Genomic DNA, 25,007 nt, shown 5'->3' on the forward strand with positions numbered 1-25,007 from the left:
GGCAGGAGGGGCGCGTGGTGATCGATCGCACGGTTCTCGCCGGCCTGATCGCGACGTGCCGGGAGGTCATCGCCGAGAATACGGAGCATCTCGACGCCCTCGATCGCGCGATCGGCGACGGCGACCATGGCACCAACATGCGTCGCGGCTGCGAAGCCGTCCACGCCGAGCGCGATGCCTTGGCCGGCCTGCCGCTGGCGCAGGCGCTGGAACGGATCGGCCTGACGCTCGTGATGACGGTCGGCGGTGCGGCGGGGCCGCTCTACGGCACGCTGCTGATCGAGCTCGGACGCCGCCTGGGCGAGGCCCGGATCGAGACCGATCTGGCGCAACTGCTGCCGGCGGCGGTCGATGCCGTGGCGCGGCGCGGCCGCTCGCACGCGGGATGCAAGACCCTGCTGGACGTGCTTTACCCGGTCCAGGGGGAAGTATTAAAGCAGGCCTCGCTTGCGCGAATCGCCGCGGTCGCCGAAGCCGCGGCCGGCGACACGATCGCAATGAAGGCGATGCGCGGCCGTGCCTCCTTTCTCGGCGACCGGTCCATCGGTCACATGGACCCCGGCGCCTGCAGTTGCGCACTTTTGACGCGGTCGATATGCCGCTATCTCGGGGAGTATCAGGCCGCATGACAGCCAATGGCGAAAATGTCGGGATCGTCATCGTGTCGCACTCGCCGTTGATCGCGCGCGGCACGGCGGACATGGTGCGCCAGATGGTCGGCGACAGCGTCCCGCTGGCCTGGTGCGGCGGCAATGCCGAGGGCGGGCTCGGCACCAGTGCGAAGGACATCCTCGAGGCGATCGCCGCGGCCTGGTCGGAAGCTGGCGTCGCCGTGTTCGTCGATCTCGGCGGCGCCGAGACCAACAGTGAAATGGCGATCGAGATGCTCGATCCCGTCCGGGCGAGGCGCGTCCTGATCTGCAACGCCCCCCTTGTTGAAGGAGCAGTAATGGCCGCGGCGGAAGCCTCCGGCGGCGCGGCGCTGGCGCGGGTCGTGGCAACGGCGGAGGAACTGTCGCCATGACCGGTCGCCGGACAAACCCGCTGCAGACCCCGACGCCGCCTTCCGCCCCGGTTTGCGCGCGCGTCGAGGTCACCCACGACATCGGTCTGCATGCAAGGCCGTCCGTTTCCTTCACCCGGCTGGCCAAGTCCTTTCCCTGCGCGATCGAGGTCGAGGTCAACGACGACGGCGTCTGGCTGAACGGCAAGAGCATCGTCAAGATCATGGGCGCCCGCATCCGCAAGGGCTTCGTCCTGTCGATCCGGGCCGACGGCATCGGCGCCGAGGACGCGGTGAAGGCGCTGTGCGCGCTCGTCGAACGGAACTTCGACGAGGAGAAGAGCCATGTCCGGACGGCTTGAATGGCAAGGTCAGGGAGCATCTCCCGGAACCGCGCGCGGGCCGGCCTACGTCCTGGCGGGTGTCGACGTCGCGCCGCAGCGACCGCTGCCGGCCGGCGGGGATGCAAGGCGCCTGCTGGCCGCGGTCGAGCTGACCGTAGACCGGCTGCGCGCGCTGGCCGGGAGCTTCGACCTGCAAAGCGGGGCCATCCTCGAGTTCCAGATCGAGATGCTGAAGGATCCGGCGATCCTCGAGCCCGGCCTGGCCCGGATCCGCGCCGGTGACGATGCCGTCGCGGCCTGGACCGCGGCGATGGACGACTACATCCACGGCTTCGAGGCCTCCGACGACGAACACATCCGCGCGCGCAGCGGCGACATGCTCGACATCAGGAACCAGGTCCTGCGCGCGCTGAACGGAGAAGCGCCGCCCGATTTTCCGACGGGCTCCGTATTCGTCGGCGGCGACATCGCCCCGAGTCTGTTTCTGGCCCACGACTGGTCGGGCGGCGGCGCGATCGCGCTGGCCGGTGGCAGCGCCGCCAGCCACGTGGCGATGCTGGCGCGCAGCCGCGGCATCCCCATGGTCGTCGGCCTCGGCGAGACGGCGATCGAGAGCGGCACCGAGCTGTTCGTCGATGGCTCGCGCGGACTTGTCATGGACGGTGCCGGCGCGCCGGAGAGGGAGAACGGCAACGCCGTGTCGGCGCCGGCGCCCTCACCCTTCCGCCCCGAAGCGCCGGAGTGCCGCACCGCGGACGGTATTGCGGTAATGCTGCGAGCCAACATCGACCACCCCGCCGACCTGCGCGGTCTGCCCCCGCATTCCGTCGGCGGCATCGGTCTCTTCCGCACCGAATACCTGATGACGGCGCCGGGCGACTTTGCCGACGAGGAGCGCCAGTTGCGCCTGTATTCGCAGGTGCTGGCCTGGGCCGACGGACGGCCGGTGACGATCCGGCTGTTCGACTACGGCGCCGACAAGCCCATGCCGGGCGAAGAGGTGGACCCGCGGTCGCATCTCGGGCTGCGCGGGATCCGGCTGCTGCTGGCGCGACAGTCAACTTTGCGGGTCCAGATCCGGGCCCTGCTGCGCGCAGCGCCGCTCGGGCACCTGCAGGTGCTGGTGCCGGTCGTCACGTCCCCGGCCGAACTGAACGCCACGGCCGCAATCCTTGCCGAGGAGGCCGGCCGCCTTGCCGCGCAGGGCCTCGCCCACGCCGTTCCCCCACTCGGCATCATGATCGAGGTGCCGGCGGCGGCACTGGCGCCGGAGAGCTTCGGACGGGCCGCCTTCTTCTCCTTCGGAACGAACGATCTCGGACAGTATCTTGCGGCGGCCGCGCGCGACGATGCGGCCGTGTCGCACCTCCACGCCGACGCGAAGGCGGCAACCCTGCGTTTCCTGCGGTACACGGCCCCGCTGGCGCTGGCGACGGGCAAGCCGGTCAGCCTCTGCGGCGACCTGGCGACGGACGCGGACGCCCTGCCGGATCTTCTCGCCTGCGGTTTCCGCGATTTCTCCATGCCGCCCGCGAGGATGGCGCTTGCACGCGCGGCGCTTTCGCGCTTGAACGCCGATGGCAGCAAGGCAAGGGACTGAGATGGCGCGCGAAACCAGCGAGGATGCAACGGTCGCCTACAAGGCGATTCTGGCCGACATCATCGACAGCAGGCCCTCCGGCACGCGGCAGCGTCTGGCCGCGGCGCTCGGCAAGCACCGCAGCTTCGTCACGCAGATCACCAGCCCGACCTATGCGACGCCGCTGCCCTCGCGCCATCTCGCGACCATTTTCCGCGTCTGCCACATGAGTCCGGCCGAGCAGGAGCGCTTTCTCGACGCCTACCAGCGCGCCCATCCGGGCAAGCTGCCTGAGCTTGGCGCGACGGATGGCCTGCGGACACTGTCGCTGATGGTGCCAGACCTCGGCGACGAGCGGAAGAATCGGCAGCTCGACGAGGCGGTCTCGGAGTTTATCGCGAAGCTGACGGCGCTGCTTTGAGCAGGCGGCGGCATTTCTCGCCGGCCTGATCTGGTCTAGGATCGGGCGCGCAAAGGAGGAGCATGAAAAAGTTCATGAACCGCGCGGATCGGGTCGTCGCCGAAAGCCTGGAGGGCTTTGCGCGGGCGCATGAGGACTTGCTCGTGTTCGGCCCGGGCGGCCGAAACGTCCGCCGCCGCGTGCTGCGGCCGGGAAAGGTCGCCGTGATCTCTGGCGGTGGCGCCGGCCACGAACCCATGCACGTCGGTTTTGTCGGGCCGGGGATGCTCGATGCCGCCTGCATCGGCCATGTCTTCACCTCGCCCACGCCGGACCAGATCCAGGCGGCGATCGTGGAATGCGACACCGGCGGCGGCGTGCTGCTCGTCGTCAAGAACTATGACGGCGACGTGATGAATTTCGAGATGGCCGCGGAGATGGCGGCGGCGCGCGGCCACCTTGTCGAGACCGTGGTCGTCAACGACGACATCGCCGCCTACGACGCGGCACGCAGTTCCGGTCGCCGCGGCGTCGCCGGAACGCTGGTGGTGGAGAAGATGGTCGGCGCGGCGGCCGAAGAAGGCATGGATCTTGCGGCGGTCAAGGCGCTCGGCGAGCAGACCGTTGCGGCGACCCGCAGCATGGGCGTCGCCGTCCGCGGGGCGACCGTGCCCGGATCCGGCCGCGCCACCTTCACGCTTGCCAGCGAGGAAATGGAGATCGGCGTCGGCATCCACGGCGAGCCGGGCCGTGCGCGTGTTGCCTTTCGCGAGGCCAATGCGATCGCGAGCCTGCTGTGCGAGGAGATCCTTGCGGACGTTCCCGGTTGGCACCGGGATCCGGTCCTGCTGTTCGTCAACGGCTTCGGCGGAACGCCCGTGTCCGAACTCTACCTGATGTACGGCGTGGTGCGGCAGCTGCTCGAGGAGCGCGGCCTCGAGATCGGCCGCTCGCTGGTCGGATCCTACGTGACCTCGCTCGACATGGCCGGGCTTTCGGTGACCCTCTCGGCGCTGGATTCGACGCGTAGGCAGTTCTGGGACGCGGCGGTCTCGACCCCGGCCTTGCGCTGGGGCCGCTGAGGTCCATTGCCCGTGGCCGGTCCGGGCACGCCGACCAGCATCGGCCAACACCCCCTACGCGACCTCATCTGACTGGCCGCTGCACGAAGGTCACCAGGTCTTTCCGAGCCTGAGGGTGATCGTGCGGGCGTCGCCGTAGGAGCAGACGAGGATGCCGCCGCAGCCGCTGACATACTCCTTGTCGAACACGTTGGAGACGTTGAGGGCGGCCGTCCAGTCGTTCTTTTCGTACCGCAGTCCGGCGTCGAACACGGTGGCGGAGGGAACCTCGGCCGTGTTCTCGTTGTCGGCCCAGCTCTCGCCCTGATAGCGCACGCCAGCGCCGACGCTGACGCCCTCCAGACGGCCCTCGGTCACGGTGTAGTCGAGCCAGAGCGAGGCCTGGGTATCGGGGATCAGGTACGGGGTTTTCCCCACGAGGGCGGCATCGGCGTCCCGGGTGATTTCCAGATCGATGAAGTCGAGCCCGGCGATGACCTTCCAGTTCTCGTTGACGTTGACCTTGGCTTCGAACTCGATGCCGCGCGAACGCACCTCGCCGAGTTGGCTGGAGATCGATGTGACCGGGTCGGTGACGACGACGTTCTGCTTCGTCAGCTGGTAGACCGACGCGGTCAGCAGGCCGTCGATGAAGGTCGGTTCGTACTTGACGCCGATCTCGTACTGCTCGCCTTCCTCGGGCTTGGTCATTCCGGTCTCGGTCACGGCAACAACCGGGTCGAAGAAGGTCGCGGCGCTGAAATAGGGCGTCACGCCGTTCGCAAACTCATAGGCGATGCCGGCGCGGCCGCTGAGCGCGCTCTCGTCGTAGGAGACGGTCTCGTTCAGCGCCGGCTCCCAGAATGTCGGGCCGCGGTCCGTGCTGGTGTCGACGTAGTCGTAGCGGCCGTTCAGCGTGACCAGCCAACCGTCGCCGAAGCGGATCTGGTCCTGGAGATAGACGCCCAGTTGCTGCTGTGTGATCGCTTCGTTGAGATAGCTGCGGTTGGGCGGCTGCGGCGCGCCGTAGACGGGATCGGTCACGCTGATCGGGGTTGCCAGGGCGGAAGCCTGCTCGTGATCGAGCCGGTAGTACTTGTAGTCCAGCCCCACCAGCACGGTGTGATCCAGCGCTCCGGTCTCGAACTCACCCTCGACGCGGTTGTCGACGGCGAAGGTGTCGGCCTTCGAGGTCGCCTCGAAGCCGAGGCGGGAAAGCTGGGGATCGGTTGGATCCGGCGTCGGTGCGAAGACCGGGTTGGCGTAGCCATAGGTATACGGCCCGTTCTCGTGCTTGTAGAGGTGGCCGTAGCGCAGGTTCTGGCTGAAATTCCAGCCATTTTCAAACTCGTGCGAGAATTCGTAGCCGAGCATCTGCTGGACATAGGTGCCGGTGTCCAGGTCCGGCTCGCCGAAGAAGGCCTTACGGTCGATCTTGCCGAACGAGGCATCGACCACGGTGCCCGTGTACGGCAGGAAGCTGCCGCCGACATGGCGCTGGTCGAGCCCCTGCAGCACGCCATAGAGCGTCAGGCTGGTGCCGTCGTCGGGCTGATAGGTGATCTGCGGCAGGATGAAGCCGCGCAGGTCGTTCGAGTAGTCGGTATAGTTCTCGCCGCCGGCGACCTTGCCAGTGACGCGATAGGCAACGCCGTCATCGAGCAAACCATTGACGTCGAAGGCGCCAAAGCCGTTGCCGTTGCTGTTGATGCCGGTCTCCGTATGGACGAAGGCCTCATCCTGCGGACGCTTGCTGATCAGGTTGATGATGCCGCCGGGGTTGGCGCCGCCGTAAAGCACCGAAGCCGGCCCCTTCAGCACCTCGACGCGCTCCAGCATGAACGGATCGACCTGGAAGCCGCCGAAGCCGTAGCTGAACAGGTTCAGGCCATCGAGGAAGACCCCGGTCTGCGTGGCGTCGAAGCCGCGGATGTAGAACCAGTCCGTATCCGTATCGACGCCGAAGGGCTCCGTCGTGACGCCGGGCGTGTAGCGCAGCACCTCGTCGATCTTGTTGACGACGCCGCGGTCGTCCATCTCCTCGCGTCCGATCACCGAGACGCTCTGCGGGATTTCGCTGATCGGGGTATCGGTCTTGGAGCCTGTGGTCGTTTCCTCGGCGACATAGCCCTGCACCGGTCCCGTGCCGACGCCGGCGCCAACGGCGCCCTCGATCACCACCGGCGCGAGCTGGGTTGCATCCTGCTCCTGTGCCGCTGCGGCCGTTGCCGCCAGCAGCGAGACCATCGCCACGCCGCCGCGCAGCGTTCGGCTCAAGGTCGCCCGTGCGCTATTCTTGCTCTGCCTGCTCATTCCCCGCAATCCCTGCTCATGCCATCGCGCCCATTCGCGCTTTAACATGAGTTTTTACATCAACTTAATGTATCAGGCTTGTCGAAAAGCGGGAAATTTGAACGCATTTGGCTCTTTCTGATCGCCGCCCACAGCCCGCCCGGCGGCTACTGGGATTTCATCCTTCGCCAGCGGGCGGGCGTGGTGCCGACGTTCTTGCGAAATGCACGGGTGAAATGCGCCTGGTCGGCGAAGCCCGTCTCGGCGGCCACCGTCGTCAGCGGCGTGTCATCAACGAGCAGAAGCTGCTTCGCCCGCTCCAGCCGCGCATTCATCTGCCACTGGTGCGGAGCGATGCCGGTCGACGCCTTGAAGGCGTGGCTGAAATGGGACTGCGACAGTCCCACGAGGTCCGCCAGTTCCTCAAGGCGGATGCCGCGCAGGCAGTTCGCCTCGATATAGTCGATCGTGCGTCGCAACTGCCAGGCCAGCAGCTGGCTTCGCTTCCGTTCCGGCGAGCGGTGGATTTTCAAAAGATCGATGAGCAAAGCGAGCGATAGACCGTCGCCATAAAGATCGTGTAGGGGCTGCGGGCTGGCACATTCGGCGGCGATGAGTTGGGCCAGAGAGGCGATTTTCGCATCGTCGAACATCAGCTTTGGCGCGGCGAGCGACCGCAGGTCGAAGTCCTCCCCCAGACGGCCTCCGAGTGTGTTCAGGTCGAAATGCAGGTCGAGGTGCCGGACGAAATGGAGGTCGACCACGTCGGCCCATAGTTCCAGGCCCGCCGGTATGTAGGAGATCGCGCGCTGATAGTCGCTATGAACCGAGCCGCACGCATTCGGGGTCGCCCTTAGCGTGCAGTTCCCCTCGCCCCGAACCTCGAGCAAGATGAAAAGGCGCGGGTCCTCGCCGACATAGAAGCCGCCGGAACGGGGGCGGCATTCCACGTCCCAGAGGTCGGCGACGATGCCGTTCCAGTGGCGTCGGGCACCGCCAAGCACGTTGAAGCCACTGATCCTGTTGTGCATGCGCGGCTGGAAGGTCATCGCCCGCTCCGATTTGGCAAGGTGCGCCTCCCAGCATGTCCGCGCCAAAACTAGTGTGAAATATTCAAGTTTATTACAGCATGGACGCCGACATTGCAATCAGGCAAGTGGTCGTTGACATTCCGGCGCCAACGGCCGCGCGAACCCGCCGGCAGATGCGGAAAGGTGCCCCGTTCACGAAAAACGCTCGTCCCGATGGCTAACTGCCGCCTGAAATCTCTGCAGTAACCCCATCGGATTACAGCGTCTTTTTGATGCGATGGATAGAGATCGAAAAGCCACCGGCAGGGTGGTACCGGCGCCCGTAAAACCGTCGAATGCCTCCCAGACGGTGCCGCTCGTTCATCGAGCCCGCCGGTCGGGTTGCTTACAGCCGCGGCGTGCTGATCAGCGCCGCGAGCGGCCGGTTCTGCCGGGCGACCTCGTTCTTGAGGTGTTCGAGCGGCATTGCCTCATTGCGCACGAACTCCATGAACATCATGTTGAGATTGTTGAAGAACATCGCGCCGACCGCGGCCGTGTCGATGCCCATGAGGACGGCCCCCTTCTGCTGCAACTTGCCTACCAGCGTGGAGACCTGCGCACACAGCGCGCGATCGAGCTCGGTGTAGCGCCGCGAGAACGGGGTCTCCGGCTGCTGGATGGAGATTGCCATCGCCGTCCTCCACATCTCCTTGCTGAGATAGACGAGCGAGTGGTCGTAATACTGGTTGACGAGGGCTGAGAGCGCGGCGAGCACGTCGGCCGACGGGTTGGCGACGATCGGCTCACCAGCCTCGAGCACCTCCTCCACCTCCATCGCGACCGTGGCAAGCAGCATGTCACCCTTGTTCTGGTAGTAGTTGTAGAAGGTGCCGACCGAGACCTCGGCGCGCTCTGCGATGTCCTCGATCCGCGCCGCGTCGTAGCCCACCTCGCGGAACAGCCGGGTCGCCGCCTCCAGGATGCGCCGATTCTTGTCCGCCTTCTGTCTCGCGCGAAGTCCCGCCACGCCTGTCTTCCCTTGTTGAATGCCCTCAATTTTGAGATTGACTTAAAAAATGAATTCATTCAATCTTTTTCTGAAGGCACCGGAATGAGTGTCAGAAACCAGAGGGCAGAACGATGATCAGAACCATTGCGGGCGCTTCCGCGCGCCATCTATTCACGTCCGTCGCCGCATTGGCTCTGACGGTAGCCGCCGCCGGCCCCGTCAGCGCCGCCGACGAGCTCAACGCGCTCGTCTGGTGTGACCACACCGACCCGGCGCTGATCGAGCCGTTCGAGACGGCCAACGACGTCAAGGTCAATCTGAAGGAATACGAGGGCACTGGCGCCGCGCTCTCCATCCTCGAGCAATCGCGGCCGGGCGACTGGGACGTCATGGTGATCGACGCCGTCGACGTCCACCGTGTGATTGACATGGGGCTGTTCGGCGAAATGCCGGCCGACGCCCTTCCCTCCAGCGACCTCTTCCCCGAATTGCAGATGGAGACGAGCAACACCAGGGACGGCAAGACCTACGCCGTGACCGAGAAGTTCGGCTACAACACGATCTCCTTCGACAAGTCCAAGGTCGACCCGAAGGACATGGAAGACCTGTCGGTGATCTGGTCGGACAAGTACAAGGGCCGCATCGCCCTCTATGACTACTACCTGCCGATGATCGGTCTGGTGCAGCTTGGGCTTGGCAAGAAGACCGCCGACCTCTCCGAGGCCGACATGCCGGCGATCGAGGAAAAGCTTTCGGCGATGAAGGCCGTCTCGAAACAGGTCAGCGACGTCGTCTCCTCGCAGACCGCGCTCGCCACCGGAGAAGTCGACATACTCGTCGGCGGCGGCGAGTGGATCACCGCCTCGCTTGCCAAGGACAAGCCCGAACTGGACTGGATCGTGCCGAAGCAGGGCGCGATGCGCTGGGCCCAGTCGATTGCCGTGATGAAGGACTCGCAGCGGCCCGATCTCGCCCTCAAGTTCGTGCAGTACATTCTCAGCCCGGAAGGCCAGGCGCGGCTTGCCACCTCCTCCTGCTACTGGGGAATGCCCACGAACCGGAAGGCCGGCGAGCATCTGACCGAGGAACAGAAGCGGGCGCTGCGCTGGGACGACCAGGCCGGCTACCTGCAGAACACCCAGCTCTATCCGATCCCGAGCGCCGAACTCGACCAGAAGATGCAGGACGCCTGGACCAACATGCTGCAGCAGTAAGGACGTCTCTGTTCTCCTCCCGAGGGAACCGTCCCGCAGAAGGACCAAGGGGGCACCAAAGGGCCCCTTCGCCTCGCCGGGATCGGCCTTCGCAGCAGCGGAGTTCGATACCCGTGCCTTGCAATCGCCAGTCCGGAAACGCCATGACCGCCGCCACGCTTGAACGAACGGATCGCCGCAAGGCCTGGGGCTTTGTCGCCCCGGCCCTGCTCTGGACGCTGGCCTTTTTCGTCGTGCCGTTTCTCTACATGGCGGCGATGAGCCTCTGGTCACGGCAGGGGCGCGAGGTCGTCCGGGTCTGGAACCTCGACAATTACGTGCGCTTTTTCAGCGAAAGCGCGCTTCTACGCGGCCTGACGAACTCGCTCGAAATCACCCTGACGGTGACGGTGCTGTCGGTGCTGCTCGCCTATCCGCTGGCCTGGATCATCGCCGAGCGCGTACCGAAAAGATGGCAACGCATGGCACTGATTCTCGCCATCCTGCCGTTCTGGACCTCTTACGTGGTCCGCTCCTACGCCTGGCTGCTCGTGCTTTCCAAGGGCGGCGTCATCAACCAGGCTCTGACGGGCATCGGCCTGATCGCCGAGCCGCTGGAGATCGCCAGCAACCGCACGGCGACCGTCATCGGCTTCGTCCACTTCTTCGTCATGCTCCTGACGCTGACGATCTATTCCAACCTGATCCAGCTCTCGCCCAATTATCGCCGCGCCGCCGCCGACCTCGGCGCCAACGCCTTCCAGACCTTCTGGCACGTCGTCCTGCCGCTGACCCTGCCCGGGATCATGACCGGCGCCTTTCTCACCTTCGTGCTCTGCATCGGCGACTACATCACTCCCCAGATCCTTGGCGGAAACAACGAGCTGGTGTTGCCGCAGATCATCATGCTGCAGATCGGCCGGCGGGCAGACTTCCCGATGGCGGCCGCGCTCTCCATCATCCTGATGCTGGCGGTGACGGCAGCCTACGCGCTTTGCGCCCGCTGGCTGAAAATCGAGAGGGCCTAGGACATGGCAGCCGACATCCAGGCCGGGCCTTCCACCCGCCTCCTTCGCCGCGGCAGCCTCCGGCGGGCGCTCCCATCCGCGCTGAGCTGGCTCTACCTCGTCGCGATCTACGCCTTCATCTTCCTGCCGGTGGCCGTGCTGGTGCTGTTCTCCTTCCAGGACGGTCGCCTGCCGGTGCCGCCGTTCAACGGCTTTTCGCTGCAATGGTACGAGGCCGTCTTCGCCGACCGCAAGTTGATGGCGGCGCTGGTGAATTCGTTCCTGGTGGCGGTCCTCTCCTCCACCCTCGCCTGCCTGCTCGGCTTCCTCGCCGCCTACGCGCTGGCGCGCTATCGGCTGCCTGGATCGGCATTGCAGCGGGGACTGCTGATCGCCCCGATGACGGTCAGCTACCTGATCATCGCGCTCGGCCTGCTCACCGTCTTGAACACGCTGCAGGTTTCGCTCTCGCTGCTTACCGTCGGCATCGGCCACGTGGTGATCAATCTGCCGCTCTGCTTTGCCATCATCTATGCCTCGATGGGCGAACACCACGTCAACATCGAACGGGCGGCGCGCGACCTCGGCGCCAGCGATGTCAAGGTGATGGCGCTGGTGACGGCCCCGATGCTGATGCCTTCGCTCCTCGCTGCCTTCTTCCTTTCCGTCACCTTCAGCTGGGACGAGTTCATCATCGCCTTCCTCCTGTCGCGCTTCGACGTGACGCTGCCGGTGGAAATCTGGAGCATGCTGCGCTCGGGCCTCAACCCGAAGACCAACGCCGTCGGTTCGCTGGTCTTCCTCGTCTCGGTCGCCGTTCTTCTGGTGCTCGAACTCGCCCTCTTCGGCAGGAGCCGCAAGCCATGACCGCATCCGTATCCATCCGCAACGCGACAAAGGCATTCGGCGCCTTCACGGCGCTCGACAATGTCTCGCTCGACATCGACGCCGGCGAGTTCATCGTCCTGCTCGGCCCCTCCGGCTGCGGCAAGACCACGCTGCTGTCGATCCTCGGCGGCTTTCTGGCGCCGAGCGCCGGCACGGTTGCGATCGGCGGCAGGGACATGACCGGGGTGCCGCCGGCGCGACGCCCGACCACCACCATGTTCCAGGACTATGCGCTGTTCCCGCACATGCGGCTGGTCGACAATGTCGGCTTCGGGCTGAGGATGCGCGGCATGGGAAGGGCGGAGCGCGAGGACAAGGCGCTCGGCTTCCTCGACCTCGTCGGCCTGAAGGCGGCCGCGCAGAAGCGACCGCACGAACTGTCCGGCGGCCAGCGGCAGCGCGTGGCGCTGGCGCGCGCGCTCGCCGTCGACCCCGACGTGTTGCTGCTCGACGAGCCGCTCGGCGCGCTGGATCTGAAGCTCCGCCGGCAGATGCAGGACGAACTGAAGGCGATCCAGAAACGTGTCGGCACCACCTTCGTCCATGTCACCCATGACCAGGAGGAGGCGATGGCGATCGCCGACCGCATCGTTGTGATGAACCGGGGACGGGTCGAGGACTTCGGTCCGCCCGCCGACATCTACATGCGACCGAAGTCGCTGTTTTCGGCCGGGTTCATGGGCGAGGTGAACTTCGTCCAGGGACGGGTGCGGGAGACGGCGAATGACGGCGCCCAGATCGAGACCGCTGTCGGGCCGATCGCCCTCCCCGCCGTCAACTTCACCGGGGCCCGGCCCGCCAGCGGCGACCGCGTGACGCTGTGCATCCGGCCCGAGCATTTCTGCAGCGCCGACGAGCGGGCGGCCGTCCGGCTCGGCGAGGCCGAGGTGACCGGCAGCGCTTTCTTCGGCACCCATTTCCGCTGCCACCTCGCGCCGGTCGCCGCCAACGATGTGAGTCTCGTGGCGCACATGCCGCAATCGGCGCGGGTGACCGCTGGCGATCGCATCACGCTGGCGGTCGACCCGACCGCCGTCACCGTCCTGCCGGCCGCGTGAGGAACGACCATGCAGCGGATCGCTCCGGAAAACTGGTATTCGGTCAGACGCCTGGACGACGACGTCACCTATATCTGCGAGCCGCACATCAAGGAGTTCTACCGTTGCAACATCTGGCACGTGCGCGGCCGCGACGCCGACATGCTGGTGGATAGCGGCATGGGCGTCGTTTCGCTCAGGCAATGGGTGCCGCTGGTCACCGAACGGCCGCTGACGGCGGTTGCCAGCCACACCCATTTCGACCACATCGGCTGCCATCACGAATTCGCATGCCGCGCCGTCCACGCGGCGGAAGCAGATTTTCTCGCCCATCCCACCCGTGCCGGCACGCTGGCCGATCCCTATGTGACGGACGCGATCTTCGACGCCCTGCCGCCCGCGCCCTATTGCTCGGAATGCTACGGCGTCAGGGCTGCCCCCGCCACCCGCATCCTTGCGGACGGCGACCTCATTGACCTTGGAGACCGGCATTTCGAGGTCGTTCACACCCCCGGTCATTCGCCCGGCGGCATAGCGCTCTGGGAGGACAGCACCGGCATCCTGTTCTCCGGCGACATCCTCTATGACGGGCCGCTGATCGAGGACACCTATCATTCCGACGCGACCGACTACCTCGCCTCGATGAAGCGCCTGCTCGACTACCCTGTCCGCGTCGTCCACGGCGGGCACTTCCCCAGCTTCGACGGCGCGCGTTACCGCGCCCTCATCCGCGACTGGCTCGACCGACACTAGCCTTGCCAGGCTCCTGCCGCCCGGGCGCCAGAACCCGCCTCAAATCAAGGCGGCGGCAACCAATCCGCTCCCTTGCGCGCGAAGCGGTCTCGACATTTCGCATGACAGCACCGGATGCAACAATATACAGTCAATCAATCATCCCGATTGATGCGAAGGCATTCCCATGGCGAAATGGTTCCCCGATCTCAGCCGCAGTTCCAGCCCGCGCTACATGGCGATCGCCGACCTGATCGAGATGGACCTGCGCGGCGGCGTCTTGACGGCGGGCGACCGGCTGCCGCCCCAACGTGAACTGGCAAGGGCCCTCGACATCGACTTCACGACGGTCGCGCGCGGCTATGTCGAGGCCCGCAAACGCGGCCTCGTCGATACGCAGGTCGGCCGCGGAACCTTCGTTACCGGTCGCCCTTCCGGGCAGGACCGCAGCTTTCCCGCCGACGCGGAGGCCGATGCGCGCCGCGCCGCTGTCGCCGATTTCTCGATGAACCTGCCGCCGGAGCCGGAGGATCCCGCCCTGCTGGCGCGCATGCGCGAAGGCCTGGGCGTCGTTTCGGCCAATCTCGTTCCGCTGCTGCGCTACCAGGAGTTTGGCGGTGCGGAGATGGACAGGGACGCCGCCGCAACCTGGCTCGGCCGCCGCGGCCTCAAGCCCAGCCCGCAGCACGTCTTCGTCACCCCCGGCACCCATCCGGCGCTGCATTCGATCCTCGCCCTCCTGGCGCGGCCCGGCGAGACGATCCTGGCGGAGCGCATCACCTACCCCGGCATCCGGTCGCTGACCGCGCAGCTGGGGATTCATCTCACCGGCCTGGCGATGGACGAGCACGGCATCGTACCGGACGCGCTGGCCGAGGCATGCAGGAGCGGGCGCCCAAGGGCGCTCTACCTCAACCCGACCCTGCAGAACCCGACGACCCTGACGGTTCCGCAGCAACGCCGCGAGGCGATTGTCGCGATCGCCCAATCGGCGGGCGTCCCGATCATCGAGGACGATGCCTATGGCTTCATCCCCCCGGACGCGCCGCCGCCGATCGCCGCCGTCGCCCCGGAACTCACCTGGCATATCGGCGGCCTGTCCAAATGCATCGGCGCCGGCCTGCGCCTGGCCTTTGTCGTCGCGCCCGATGCCAGGGCGGCCTGGACGTTTAAGTCCGCAATGCGTGCCAGCAACGTCATGGCTTCTCCGCTCGGCATGGCGCTGGCCACCCGCTGGATCGAGGACGGGACCGCCGACGCGCTGCTCGACTTTGTCCGCACGGAGGCCGCCGCGCGGCAGCAGCTCGCCGCCAGGCTGCTGCCGTCCGGCTGCTACCGCGCCGACCCGCTGAGTTTCAACCTCTGGCTCTCGCCCGCCAACGGCTGGAACCGGTCCTCCTTCGCAACGCACAGCCGCAATGCCGGCCTGGGCGTGGTCGCGAGCGACGCCTTCACGGTCGAGGGAACGCCCCCGGACGCGGTGCGCGTCTGCCTCGGCGGGCCGGTAACGCGCGCCAGCCTCGCCGACGCCCTGGATTTCATGGCTCACGCGCTCGCCGGTCCACCGGAAATGACCGGGGCGTTCTTCTGACGCCCATGCCTTGGCATGCGACATCCTCACACATTGATTGCAATCAATATGCCATGCAAAATGCAATCAATATCGTTTGAGGCTTCGCCATGTCCATGCAATACCCTCCTCTCTCCCCGATGCAGACCGGCATTCGCGGTCGCTGCCCGCGCTGCGGCGAGGGCCAGCTGTTCGACGGGTTTCTCGCGCTGCGGCCCTCGTGCAATGCCTGCGGGCTGGACTACTCCTTTGCCGATCCGGCCGACGGTCCGGCCTTCTTCGTGATCTGCTTTGCCTGCGTGCCGAGCGTCCTGCTCGGCGTCTGGCTGGAGGTCGTCTATTCCCCGGCGCTTTGGGTCCACCTCCTGGTGACGGCGCCGTTCATGCTGCTGACCTGCATCCCGCCGCTGCGCCCGCTGAAGGGCTGGCTCGTCGCGAGCCAGTATTACTTCAAGGCGGAAGAGGGAAAGCTGTCACGGCCGGAGCCCTGAGGCGGCCGGAACGGAGCCGCCGCCATTTGCGGCCTCGACACAGCCAGCCACACGGCTGCCGGCACGGGCTCTCCCCTTCGCCCGGGAGGACCGACGACGCGGCAGTATCGCTCCCTTCCGTCGTAGCGCCTGGGGAGCGAATCTGCGCCGATCCTTATTGACTCGTGATTCAATATCCTCCTACCTAGGCGACCATAAAGGTCCAGATCAACTGGAGGGGAACATGCAGCGCATTAAGTTTATCGACCGGATGGCCGCGGGCGGGCTGACCCGACGCCAGATGCTGCAGAGCGCCGCGGCGTTCGGCGTCGGAATGACACTGATGCCACGGCTTTCGGCCGCGGCCGAGGTGCTGACCTGCCTCGAATGGACGGGGTTCGATTCGGCCGACTACTTCCAGTCCTTTGTCGGCAAGCACGGATCGGCGCCGACGTTTTCGACCTTCGGCGGCGAGGAGGAAGCACTGGCAAAGGTCCGTGCCGGCTTCGCGGCGGACGTCATGCACCCCTGCAATTACTCGGTCGGACGCTTCGTCGAGGCCGGGCTGACGGTACCGATCGACACCAGCAAGCTGTCGCACTGGAAGGACGTCTTCCCCGCGCTGCAGACCGCCGAGGGCGTCGTCGTCGACGGCAACGTCGTCATGGCACCGGCCGACTGGGGCAATTCCAGCATCATCTACCGGCCCGACCTGATCGGCGACGCCTTCAAGGACGGCGAGACCTGGGCGATCTTCTACGACGACGCCTTCGAGGGCAAGGTGTCGATGCTCGACGACCCACTCGTCATCGCCATCGGCCAGATGGTCAAGGGCATGAGCTATCACGAGGCCAATCTGCTCACCGGCGAGAAGCTGCAGGCCGCCAAGGAGTTCGGCGCCAAGGCGCTGAAGAACTCCCGCTTCCTGTGGACCGACGCGACCGAGCTGCAACAGGGTCTCGCTTCCGGCGAGATCGTCGCCGCCTATGCCTGGAACGACGCGGTGAAGAACCTTCTCGCCGAGGGCGTCGAGGTGAAGTACGCCCGGCCGAAGGAAGGCTACTTCACCTGGTTCTGCGGCATGACGCTGCTCAATTCCGGCAAGGCGGACCCCGCCCTCGCCTATGACTTCATCGATGCCTGGCTGTCGCCGGACACCGGCAAGTTCCTGATCGAGGATTCCGGCTATGGCCACGCCAACACCAAAGCCTTCGAGATCGCCGATCCGGAAGCGGTCAAGGCAATGGGCATCACCGATCCGCTCGAGCACATGAAGAGCGCGATCCTGTTCGAGCCGCAGCCGAGCCCGGTGGTGAACGAGCAACAGAAGGTCTGGGAAGAGCTCAAGGCGCTGAAACTCTAACCGCCATGGAAGCCAAACCGGACCGGAGATCACAGGCGATCCGGAAGCGGAGCATCGGCTACGGCCTCGTCGGAGCGCTGCTGCTGGTGCTCCTCGCCCCGCTCCTTGCCCTTATCGTGCTGAGCTTCTTCACCCAGCAGGGCTTCACCATCGACCCGACGCCGACGCTGGCGAACTACTGGAGCCTGATCGCGCCGTCGGAGAAGGCGACGGTCTATTTCGGCATCCCGTTCTACCTGCAGAACCCTGTGCCTGCCATCCTGTTGCTGAAGTCGCTGGTGATGTCGCTCGCCGCCACGATGGCGGTGCTACTCGTCGCCTATCCGATGGCCTATTTCCTCGCCTTCCGGGTGAAGCGTTACAAGGTGCTGTGGCTGATCCTGATCACCATTCCGTTCTGGACGAGCTATCTGCTGCGCGTCTTCGCCTGGAAGATCGTGCTCGGCTTCAACGGCGCGATCAATTCGGGGCTGATCAGCCTCGGCCTGATCGACAAGCCGCTCGAATTCCTGCTCTACAACCCGGTCGCCGTGGTCATCACCCTTGTCCATGCCTGGGTGACCTTCGCCATCCTGCCGATCTACGTCTCGCTGGAGAAGGTCGACCGCACGCTGCTGGAGGCGGCGACCGACCTTGGCGACGACCGCTGGACCCGCTTTCGCCGCATTACCTTCCCGCTCTCGCTGCCCGGCGTGATTTCGGCGGCGCTGCTCGTCTTCATCCCGACGGTGGGCGATTATGTCACGCCGACGCTGGTCGGCGGGCCGGGCGGCACGATGATCGGCAACGCCATCCAGACGCTGTTCTTCAAGCAGGACAATGCGCCTCTGGGCGCGGCGATCTCGATTGTCATGATGCTGGTGATCGCGGCCCTCAGCGGCCTGTTCCTCTGGGCGGTCGGCTACACCAGGATGCGCAAACGGAGCACGGCATGACGCGGCGCTTTCGCTTTCTCACCCTCTATGCCGGGCTCTTTCTGGCCTTTCTCTATGCGCCGACGGTGCTGTTGCCGCTGTTTTCCTTCAACGACAACAACTTCGCCGTCTTCCCGCTGAAGGGCCTGACACTGCGCCACTACGAGGCCATGGCCGGCAACGTCGCCATGCTCGACGCGTTGGTGAACAGCCTGATCGTCGGCGTGATCGCTTCCGTGCTCGCCACCGCCATCAGCATCCCGTTCGCGATCGCGCTGACGCGCCGCCTGCTGCCGGCGACCGGGCTGCTGTTGTCCACGGTGATGCTGCCGCTGGTCGTGCCGTCGATCGTGTTTGCCGTCGCCTTCCTGATCCTGCTCGTGCGGATCCTGGGCATCGAGCTGTCGCTGCTGACGATCACGCTGGCGCACGTCTTCCTCTGCCTGCCGTTCTCGGTGATGGTGCTGATGTCGCGGCTCGACGGGCTCGACCCCAGCCTGGAGGAGGCCTCGCGCGACCTTGGCGAGACGGCGCTCGGGACGTTCCGTCGCATCACCTTGCCGCTGATCATGCCGGCCGTCGTCTCGAGCCTGCTGATGTGCTTCGTCACCTCGTTCGACGAATTCGTGCTGGCGTTTTTCCTCAGCGGTACGCAGCCGACCCTGCCGGTGTTCCTGTATGGCCAGTTGCGCTTCCCGAGCAAGCTGCCTTCGGTGCTGGCGCTCGGCTCGCTGATCCTGTTCGCCTCCACCATCCTCGTCATTGTCTCCGAACTGATCCGGCGCCGGGACAAGGTCGATGCGATGTCCGAAGCCAAGGCCGACGTGAAGGCCGAAGCTACGGCACCCGACCTGGCCCCGGCAAACGCAACCTAGAGGCAGCCATGCTCCGACCCGAACTCATTCTCGTCAACGCCAGCATCGTCACCATGGATCCGCTGACACCGCGGACAGAGGCGCTCGCCGTCGTTGACGGCCGCGTCGCGGCCTTTGGGACCAGTGCCGAGATCCGCGCCCTCGCCGACGCGTCGACGAACGTCGTCGACGCCGGCGGGCGGATGGTCCTGCCCGGGTTCCAGGACACCCACATCCACCTGCAGGACAGCGGTTACGACTACGGCCTGACGGCGGCCCTGGACGAGGCCCGCACCCCCGGCGAGCTCCAGGCGGTCCTGCGCGGCTTCGCCGCCGACAATGACGGCGAGTGGGTCCAGGGCGTTGGCTGGTATACCGGCATCTTCACCGAGCACAATCTCGACCGGCACGTGCTGGACGCGGCGGTGCCCGACCGGCCCTGCTTCATCCTTGCATCCGACGGGCACAATGCCTGCCTCAACACCAAGGGCTGCGAGGCCGTCGGCCTCGTCAAGGGCACGGCCGACCCGCACAACGGTCATTTCGTCCTCGACGCCGACGGCGTGCCCACCGGCATGCTGCACGAGGACGCCATCAAATGGGTCGAGGACCGCATGCCCGAAGTCGGCGACGCCGACTTCGCTGCCGGCGTGCGCTACAGCCAGGCGCTGTGCAACCGCAACGGCATTACCGGCGTTCTCGACGCCTCGGTGCGGGAGCGGCACGCCCGCGTCTACCGCGGCATGGCCGAGCGCGGCGAACTGACGGTTCGCGTCTGCGCCACCGCCAAGGTTTTTCCCGAAGAAGCGACCGCAGCGGCACTGGAGCGGATCAATGCCCTTCGCGCCGCCAGCGCGCACGAGATGTTCCGCATTCACTCGGCCAAGTTCTTCCTTGACGGCGTGATCGAGAACCGCACGGCGGTGATGCTCGAGGATTTCTCCGACGCCATCGGCGGCAACGCGCCGCTGATGTTCGGACACGAACAGGTCAAGGAGTTGTTCACCGCCTTCGACGCGGCGCGCTACCAGATCCATGTGCACGTGATCGGCGACGGCGCGGTGCGCGCGGCCCTCGACGGGCTGGAGGCGGCAAGGGACAAGAACGGCACCTGGCCGAGCCTGCATCAGCTGGCCCATATCCAGTTCATCGACCCGGCCGATATTCCAAGGTTTCGCGAACTCGGGGCAGTGGCCAACGTGCAGGCGCTTTGGGCACGCCACGAGCCGTCCGTGACGGACGTGGCGCTGCCGATGGTCGGCCCGGAGCGGGGCAAATGGATGTACGCGTTCCGGTCGCTGATCGACGCCGGCGCAGACTGGACGCTCTCCTCCGACTGGGGCGTTTCCACCCTCAACCCGTTCCAGATCATGGAAACCGCACTCACCCGCCAGCCGCCGCGGAAACAGGGCGAGCATCCGGTGTTTCTGCCGGAGCAGCGGCTGACGCGGGAGGAATGCATCAAGGGCTACACCGTCAATGCCGCCCGCTCCGCCTGGCGCGCGGCGGATACGGGCTCGCTCTCGGTCGGCAAGTACGCCGACATCATCATCCTCGACCGGGACATCCTGACCTGCGACGTCTACGACATCGGCGACACGCAGGTGCTGCTGACCTTGCTCGGCGGGAAGGAAGTCCACCGCGGCGAGGCGTTTGTCGGTTAGGCCGCCATCGGGTTCGACGCTGCCCGAACGATGCCCGCGGGCTTTCCGAAACCGCGACCGATCGGTTCCCGCGCAGGCCCGCAATCTTGCCGCCCCGCAACCGGGGATCGGCCGGACTGCGCGTCTGCCCCCGCCCCCCGATGAAGAGGTCCGTGAACACGGCCCGTCCGGGCCATGATCGTCATTGACTTGCAATATATATCCATTATTCTGGATATATGGACGATATAGAAACCATCGCCGCCCTGGCGGCCCTTGCCCAGGCCACCCGGCTGAAGACCTTCCGCCTCCTGGTCGAGCGCGAGCCCGACGGGGTGCCGGCAGGCGAACTGGCAAGACTGGCCGACGTGCCGCAGAACACCATGTCGGCGCACCTTTCGACGCTGTCACAGGCCGGCCTCGTGCGAAGCGAGCGGCAGAGCCGATCGATCCTCTACCGCGCCGATCTCGACCGCCTCCGCGCCGTCGTTCTCCATCTGCTGCAGGACTGCTGCGGCGGCAACGCCAGCCTCTGTGCGCCCTTGATATCCGATCTGGCCCCCTGTTGCCCTCCCGGGCAGCAGGCGTGACCACCATGGCCGAAGTTGGGAGAGCCCCATGAGCGACAGAAACTACAACGTCCTGTTCCTTTGCACGGGCAATTCCGCCCGCTCGATCATTGCCGAGGCCATCCTCAACCGGCTCGGCATGGGCCGATTCAAGGCCTACTCGGCCGGTTCGCAGCCGAAGGGGGAGGTGCACCCGTTCGCCCTGCAGTTGCTCAAGGGACTGAACTTCGACCTCTCCTTCGCCCGTTCGAAGACGTGGGACGAATTTGCCGCGCCGGGGGCGCCGGAAATGGATTTCGTCTTCACCGTCTGCGACGACGCGGCCGCCGAGGTCTGCCCCGTATGGCCCGGCCAGCCGATGACGGCGCACTGGAGCCTGCCCGATCCGGCGACGGCCGCTGGCAGCGAGGCCGAGCGCCATTTCGCCTTCGCCGAGACCTATCGCATGCTGAACAACCGCATCTCCATCTTCGTCAGCCTGCCGATGGCGAGCCTCGACAAGCTGTCGCTGCAACGAAGGCTCGACGAGATCGGCCGCGACGTTCCGAAAGCGGGCTGAGCATGACCTTCGATCTGAAGCGCCGTCTGGTCGCCGAAGCCCTCGGCACGGCCATCCTGGTCGCGACCGTTGTCGGCTCCGGCATCATGGCCGATCGCCTGTCCGACGACGTCGCCGTCTCTCTGCTCGGCAACACCATCCCGACGGGGGCGATCCTTGCCGTGCTGATCTGCACGCTCGGCCCGATCTCGGGCGCGCACTTCAATCCGGCGGTGACGGCGGTCTTTGCCGCGCGGAGGGAAATCGCCTCGTCGACGGCCCTGCTCTACGTTCTGACGCAGGTCGCCGGCGGCATTGCCGGGACCCTTGTCGCCCATGCGATGTTCGACCTGCCGCTGCTGCAGGCCTCGCAGACGGTCCGCGCCGGCGCGAGCCAGTGGTTCGCCGAAGCGGTGGCCACCTTCGGCCTGGTCTTCACGATCCTCGCCGGCCTGCGCTTTCGCGCCGACGCCATTCCGGGTCTGATCGGCCTCTACATCACCGCGGCCTATTGGTTCACGGCATCGACCTCGTTCGCCAACCCCGCCGTCGCCATTGCCCGCGCCTTCTCCGACACGTTCTCCGGCATCCGCCCGATGGACGTGCCCGGCTTCGTCATCGCCGAGATCCTCGGCGCCCTCACCGCCGCGGCATTTGCCGCCTGGCTGCTCGCCGGCCGGCGCGTCGCAGCCCCCACCAGACCCCTCAAGGGAAGCGAATGACCATGGACGTCACCATCTACCACAACCCCGAATGCGGAACCTCGCGCAACACCCTGGCCCTGATCCGCCACGCCGGGCTCGAGCCGACGGTGATCGAGTACCTGAAGACGCCGCCGCAGCGCGAGCAGCTGGCCCGGATGATCCGCGACGCCGGACTGTCGGTTCGACAGGCGATCCGGGAAAAGGGAACGCCCTATGCCGAACTCGGCCTTGACGATCCCACGCTTTCCGACGAGCAGTTGCTGACGGCGATGCTCGAACACCCGATCCTCATCAACCGGCCGCTCGTCGTTACCCCGATGGGCACCCGGCTGGCGCGGCCGTCGGAGGCCGTGCTCGACATCCTCCCCGCCGGGGCGTTTAGGGGCGCCTTCGTCAAGGAGGACGGCGAGGCGGTGCTCGACGCGGAGGGCAAGCGCATTGGCTGATCTTCCCGCTGCCGAACTGCGCCTTCTCCGCAAGCCCGACCTCGAGGCGCTGCGGCCGCCGTTCTCGACCCATCCGCCGCGCGTCCTGATTCTCTACGGCTCGCTGCGGAAGGTCTCCTACTCCCGGCTGCTCGCGCACGAGGCCCGGCGCCTGCTGGAGCACCTCGGCGCCGAGGTGCGCGTGTTCGATCCTTCCGGCCTACCGCTGCCGGACGATGCGCCCGCCAGCCACCCGAAGGTAAAGGAGCTGCGCGACCTCTCCGAATGGTCGGAGGCACAGGTCTGGGTAAGCCCCGAGCGCCACGGCACGGTCACCGGGATCATGAAGGCGCAGATCGACTGGATTCCGCTGTCGATCGGCTCGATCCGGCCGACCCAGGGCAAGTCCCTCGCCGTCATGCAGGTCTCGGGCGGTTCGCAATCCTTCAACGCGGTCAACACGCTCCGCCTGCTCGGACGCTGGATGCGCATGATCACGATCCCCAACCAGTCGTCGGTCGCCAAGGCCTTCCAGGAGTTCGACGCCGACGGCCGGATGAAGCCGTCCCCCTATTACGACCGTGTCGTCGACGTGTGCGAGGAACTGATGAAGTTCACGCTGATGACGCGGGATGCTTCGGCCCACCTGACCGATCGCTACAGCGAGCGCAAGGAGCACGCCGACGAACTGGAAAAGCGCGTGCGGCTGCAGTCGATCTGACCCGGCGGGCCGGCACGGCCTGCCGATCCGCCAAGCCGGAAACCCGCGGTGCAGCCGCGGGGCGTCCAGCGGACGCGGTGCGCCATGCGGACCGAAACGCCGGAAAGCGGTCGACCGCGAGCGTGGATGGCAACCTCGGCGCGCGCCGCAGGCGTCGGACCATCCGAACTTGGGCACGGGCGCCCCATGGGATCTCCAGCGCCCCGGCAAGGCCTTGCCGCCGGCTGCACCGGACCGTCACATTCGAGTGCTAGGGTTCCGGCCAGCAGGAGTGACCGAATGACATTTATGAAGAACAACGGCGACTTCGCCGGCCCCGACGACCTCACCATGCTGCAGGAAGTGTTCGACGAACTATGCGCACGCGAGCAAGTGGCCCGCCCCTCCGAGGCCGCGGATGCACTGGCACGGCACGTCATCCGCCTGTTCGAAATGGGCGTGCGCGACCGCGACGGCTTCCTTGCAGCCCAGCCCTGACCCTGCAGGCCAGCCCCTTTGCGCGTTCAAGTGTAGCCAGGCCCGCAACACAGGCAATCAAGGGCAATTTGCATCTTCAAGCGGAGGCGCCGAAGGAACTGTATCGCTGCCCGTTCCGGCAATAATCAGTCCGTTGTCTCAACTATCAACGCAACCACGCCATCCTCACGCTCAGTATCCTTCCAACCGTCCCAGCAGAACGTGTTCTGTCGGATAGGCCTTCCTAAACTTTCCGCACCGATTTCGCGGCGGCCGTCGACAATCTTTACCTCATGATCCGACTTGAGCATATCATCGACCGTGTTCCACAGGATGATGTGCTTCAGCAAGAACTTCGGAGTGGAAGGAGCGCCAGATATCTGCGTTGAGTATGGTCCCTTCTGCTTTCCACCCGCAATAACCAGCGCCGTCTCGGCATTGTTGGAAGTTACAAGGATGCAAGCGATTGGTTTTCCGACCGCGGGAACTACCACGCCATCGACGATAGGATACTTGGTGCAAGATAAAATCCTATTCTTGAACGGCAAGCCGTTGCTACCACTCGGGTAACATAAAGTGAGCTTCCGTCCGTGAAACCGCCTGCGTGCGATCGGGCCGGGCGACGGACAGCGCGCCGCACTGAGCTTTTGAAAGATCGCGTCAGCTAGCGCCGTCAAGAAGGGTGTTTCTACTGAATAATGAGCGTTTTCCTTGTACCAGTGATCCAGATCAGGACTCTCGGTACCCGCGACGTGGCGCAAGAGCTCTCCGGCGTCGATCGTCTCAACCTGATATCGCTCAAACAGTATACTAAGCCTTTTTCGATACTCCGACTGGAGCGACCTTTCTTCCTCCTTGCGATTATAAAGGAGTACCGCCAGAAATTTTCGCTTCTCACGTGCGCAAATCTGCAAAATCCACTCAACATGGAGAATAATAGACTGGACATGCTGCCCATTTCTAAAGTAATTCTCCTCGTTTAAAGAGTATTCCCATACAAGCGTGCGCCCATCGTTCCATTTTAGGTCGCTCAAATACCGGAAAAGCCCCATTGCGCTGGTCGAGGCTCCGATCGATAGATTTTGAAGGTCAACGCTTTCGGAGTATCGCTCCTTGAAGCGATCCACCCATCCGCCCTTGAGTAGTGAGTTTGCCCCCCCTAGAATGGCAATTCTGGCCGCCATATTTACTCCACATGAATCGACGGGCAACTGAACCCCTG

General features: G+C 65.6%; 27 protein-coding genes. 23 read left to right on the top strand and 4 right to left on the bottom strand.

Annotation, left to right across the window (positions count from 1 at the left end):
- Nucleotides 1–14 precede the first annotated feature (14 nt).
- The 6 genes from dhaL to dhaK all read left to right on the top strand — a co-directional run bounded on the left by dhaL (nucleotide 15) and on the right by dhaK (nucleotide 4,408).
- Nucleotides 15–629: a dihydroxyacetone kinase subunit DhaL gene (dhaL, locus tag ACXAGF_RS12890; protein WP_475017615.1), complete on the top strand. Its 615-nt coding sequence runs from the start codon at nucleotides 15–17 to the stop codon at nucleotides 627–629.
- Nucleotides 626–1,024, top strand: a complete 399-nt coding sequence (gene dhaM, locus ACXAGF_RS12895) for a dihydroxyacetone kinase phosphoryl donor subunit DhaM (RefSeq protein ID WP_475017616.1) — start codon at nucleotides 626–628, stop codon at nucleotides 1,022–1,024. The genes dhaL and dhaM overlap by 4 nt, the downstream gene beginning before the upstream one ends.
- Nucleotides 1,021–1,365, top strand: a complete 345-nt coding sequence (locus ACXAGF_RS12900) for an HPr family phosphocarrier protein (protein ID WP_475017618.1) — start codon at nucleotides 1,021–1,023, stop codon at nucleotides 1,363–1,365. The genes dhaM and ACXAGF_RS12900 overlap by 4 nt, the downstream gene beginning before the upstream one ends.
- On the top strand, nucleotides 1,349–2,947 hold the full coding sequence (locus tag ACXAGF_RS12905) for a putative PEP-binding protein (protein ID WP_475017619.1): 1,599 nt from the start codon (nucleotides 1,349–1,351) through the stop codon (nucleotides 2,945–2,947). The genes ACXAGF_RS12900 and ACXAGF_RS12905 overlap by 17 nt, the downstream gene beginning before the upstream one ends.
- Nucleotide 2,948: 1 nt before the next feature.
- The gene (locus ACXAGF_RS12910; RefSeq protein ID WP_475017620.1) at nucleotides 2,949–3,347 is read left to right on the top strand and encodes a hypothetical protein; all 399 of its coding nucleotides are present in this window, start codon (nucleotides 2,949–2,951) and stop codon (nucleotides 3,345–3,347) included.
- A gap of 62 nt (nucleotides 3,348–3,409) precedes the next feature.
- Nucleotides 3,410–4,408: a dihydroxyacetone kinase subunit DhaK gene (gene dhaK, locus ACXAGF_RS12915; protein WP_475017622.1), complete on the top strand. Its 999-nt coding sequence runs from the start codon at nucleotides 3,410–3,412 to the stop codon at nucleotides 4,406–4,408.
- A 90-nt stretch (nucleotides 4,409–4,498) separates the two neighbouring features.
- Here the strand turns inward: dhaK and ACXAGF_RS12920 are convergent, their stop codons facing one another.
- The 3 genes from ACXAGF_RS12920 to ACXAGF_RS12930 form a co-directional block, all read right to left on the bottom strand.
- The gene (locus tag ACXAGF_RS12920) at nucleotides 4,499–6,700 is read right to left on the bottom strand and encodes a TonB-dependent siderophore receptor (RefSeq protein WP_475017624.1); all 2,202 of its coding nucleotides are present in this window, start codon (nucleotides 6,698–6,700) and stop codon (nucleotides 4,499–4,501) included.
- A 146-nt stretch (nucleotides 6,701–6,846) separates the two neighbouring features.
- On the bottom strand, nucleotides 6,847–7,728 hold the full coding sequence (locus ACXAGF_RS12925; RefSeq protein WP_475017625.1) for a helix-turn-helix domain-containing protein: 882 nt from the start codon (nucleotides 7,726–7,728) through the stop codon (nucleotides 6,847–6,849).
- A gap of 367 nt (nucleotides 7,729–8,095) precedes the next feature.
- Entirely contained in the window at nucleotides 8,096–8,719 is a 624-nt protein-coding gene (locus ACXAGF_RS12930; protein WP_475017626.1) for a TetR/AcrR family transcriptional regulator, read from the bottom strand.
- 113 nt (nucleotides 8,720–8,832) lie between these two features.
- Between ACXAGF_RS12930 and ACXAGF_RS12935 the strand changes: the two genes are divergently transcribed.
- The 17 genes from ACXAGF_RS12935 to ACXAGF_RS13015 all read left to right on the top strand — a co-directional run bounded on the left by ACXAGF_RS12935 (nucleotide 8,833) and on the right by ACXAGF_RS13015 (nucleotide 23,806).
- The gene (locus ACXAGF_RS12935; RefSeq protein ID WP_475017627.1) at nucleotides 8,833–9,915 is read left to right on the top strand and encodes a polyamine ABC transporter substrate-binding protein; all 1,083 of its coding nucleotides are present in this window, start codon (nucleotides 8,833–8,835) and stop codon (nucleotides 9,913–9,915) included.
- A gap of 143 nt (nucleotides 9,916–10,058) precedes the next feature.
- Nucleotides 10,059–10,922 (top strand): ABC transporter permease, encoded by an 864-nt coding sequence (locus tag ACXAGF_RS12940; protein WP_475017628.1) that lies wholly within the window; start codon nucleotides 10,059–10,061, stop codon nucleotides 10,920–10,922.
- A 3-nt stretch (nucleotides 10,923–10,925) separates the two neighbouring features.
- On the top strand, nucleotides 10,926–11,768 hold the full coding sequence (locus ACXAGF_RS12945) for an ABC transporter permease (RefSeq protein ID WP_475017630.1): 843 nt from the start codon (nucleotides 10,926–10,928) through the stop codon (nucleotides 11,766–11,768).
- Nucleotides 11,765–12,847 (top strand): ABC transporter ATP-binding protein, encoded by a 1,083-nt coding sequence (locus ACXAGF_RS12950; protein ID WP_475017632.1) that lies wholly within the window; start codon nucleotides 11,765–11,767, stop codon nucleotides 12,845–12,847. The genes ACXAGF_RS12945 and ACXAGF_RS12950 overlap by 4 nt, the downstream gene beginning before the upstream one ends.
- A 9-nt stretch (nucleotides 12,848–12,856) precedes the next feature.
- On the top strand, nucleotides 12,857–13,579 hold the full coding sequence (locus ACXAGF_RS12955; protein WP_475017633.1) for an MBL fold metallo-hydrolase: 723 nt from the start codon (nucleotides 12,857–12,859) through the stop codon (nucleotides 13,577–13,579).
- A 166-nt stretch (nucleotides 13,580–13,745) separates the two neighbouring features.
- Nucleotides 13,746–15,149: an aminotransferase-like domain-containing protein gene (locus ACXAGF_RS12960; protein WP_475017635.1), complete on the top strand. Its 1,404-nt coding sequence runs from the start codon at nucleotides 13,746–13,748 to the stop codon at nucleotides 15,147–15,149.
- 89 nt (nucleotides 15,150–15,238) lie between these two features.
- Entirely contained in the window at nucleotides 15,239–15,619 is a 381-nt protein-coding gene (locus tag ACXAGF_RS12965; RefSeq protein ID WP_475017636.1) for a DUF983 domain-containing protein, read from the top strand.
- A gap of 223 nt (nucleotides 15,620–15,842) precedes the next feature.
- Entirely contained in the window at nucleotides 15,843–16,961 is a 1,119-nt protein-coding gene (locus ACXAGF_RS12970; RefSeq protein WP_475017639.1) for an ABC transporter substrate-binding protein, read from the top strand.
- A gap of 5 nt (nucleotides 16,962–16,966) precedes the next feature.
- A complete protein-coding gene (locus ACXAGF_RS12975; protein WP_475017641.1) occupies nucleotides 16,967–17,896 on the top strand; it encodes an ABC transporter permease in 930 nt (309 codons plus the stop codon).
- Nucleotides 17,893–18,750, top strand: a complete 858-nt coding sequence (locus ACXAGF_RS12980; protein WP_475017643.1) for an ABC transporter permease — start codon at nucleotides 17,893–17,895, stop codon at nucleotides 18,748–18,750. The genes ACXAGF_RS12975 and ACXAGF_RS12980 overlap by 4 nt, the downstream gene beginning before the upstream one ends.
- Nucleotides 18,751–18,758: 8 nt before the next feature.
- The gene (locus ACXAGF_RS12985; protein ID WP_475017644.1) at nucleotides 18,759–20,393 is read left to right on the top strand and encodes an amidohydrolase; all 1,635 of its coding nucleotides are present in this window, start codon (nucleotides 18,759–18,761) and stop codon (nucleotides 20,391–20,393) included.
- A gap of 218 nt (nucleotides 20,394–20,611) precedes the next feature.
- Nucleotides 20,612–20,962 (top strand): ArsR/SmtB family transcription factor, encoded by a 351-nt coding sequence (locus ACXAGF_RS12990; RefSeq protein ID WP_475017646.1) that lies wholly within the window; start codon nucleotides 20,612–20,614, stop codon nucleotides 20,960–20,962.
- A gap of 28 nt (nucleotides 20,963–20,990) precedes the next feature.
- Nucleotides 20,991–21,500, top strand: a complete 510-nt coding sequence (locus ACXAGF_RS12995; RefSeq protein WP_475017647.1) for an arsenate reductase ArsC — start codon at nucleotides 20,991–20,993, stop codon at nucleotides 21,498–21,500.
- A gap of 2 nt (nucleotides 21,501–21,502) precedes the next feature.
- Nucleotides 21,503–22,201, top strand: a complete 699-nt coding sequence (locus tag ACXAGF_RS13000; RefSeq protein ID WP_475017649.1) for an aquaporin — start codon at nucleotides 21,503–21,505, stop codon at nucleotides 22,199–22,201.
- Between the two features lie 2 nt (nucleotides 22,202–22,203).
- Nucleotides 22,204–22,629 carry an arsenate reductase (glutaredoxin) gene (arsC, locus tag ACXAGF_RS13005; protein ID WP_475019283.1) on the top strand — a complete coding sequence of 142 codons (426 nt, stop codon included), beginning with the start codon at nucleotides 22,204–22,206 and terminating at the stop codon, nucleotides 22,627–22,629.
- The gene (gene arsH, locus ACXAGF_RS13010; protein WP_475017651.1) at nucleotides 22,622–23,329 is read left to right on the top strand and encodes an arsenical resistance protein ArsH; all 708 of its coding nucleotides are present in this window, start codon (nucleotides 22,622–22,624) and stop codon (nucleotides 23,327–23,329) included. The genes arsC and arsH overlap by 8 nt, the downstream gene beginning before the upstream one ends.
- A gap of 279 nt (nucleotides 23,330–23,608) precedes the next feature.
- A complete protein-coding gene (locus ACXAGF_RS13015) occupies nucleotides 23,609–23,806 on the top strand; it encodes a hypothetical protein (RefSeq protein WP_475017653.1) in 198 nt (65 codons plus the stop codon).
- A gap of 125 nt (nucleotides 23,807–23,931) precedes the next feature.
- Here the strand turns inward: ACXAGF_RS13015 and ACXAGF_RS13020 are convergent, their stop codons facing one another.
- A complete protein-coding gene (locus ACXAGF_RS13020; RefSeq protein WP_475017654.1) occupies nucleotides 23,932–24,969 on the bottom strand; it encodes a hypothetical protein in 1,038 nt (345 codons plus the stop codon).
- Nucleotides 24,970–25,007: the final 38 nt, after the last annotated feature.

The organism is Mycoplana sp. ABR4_002 (genome assembly GCF_056159645.1).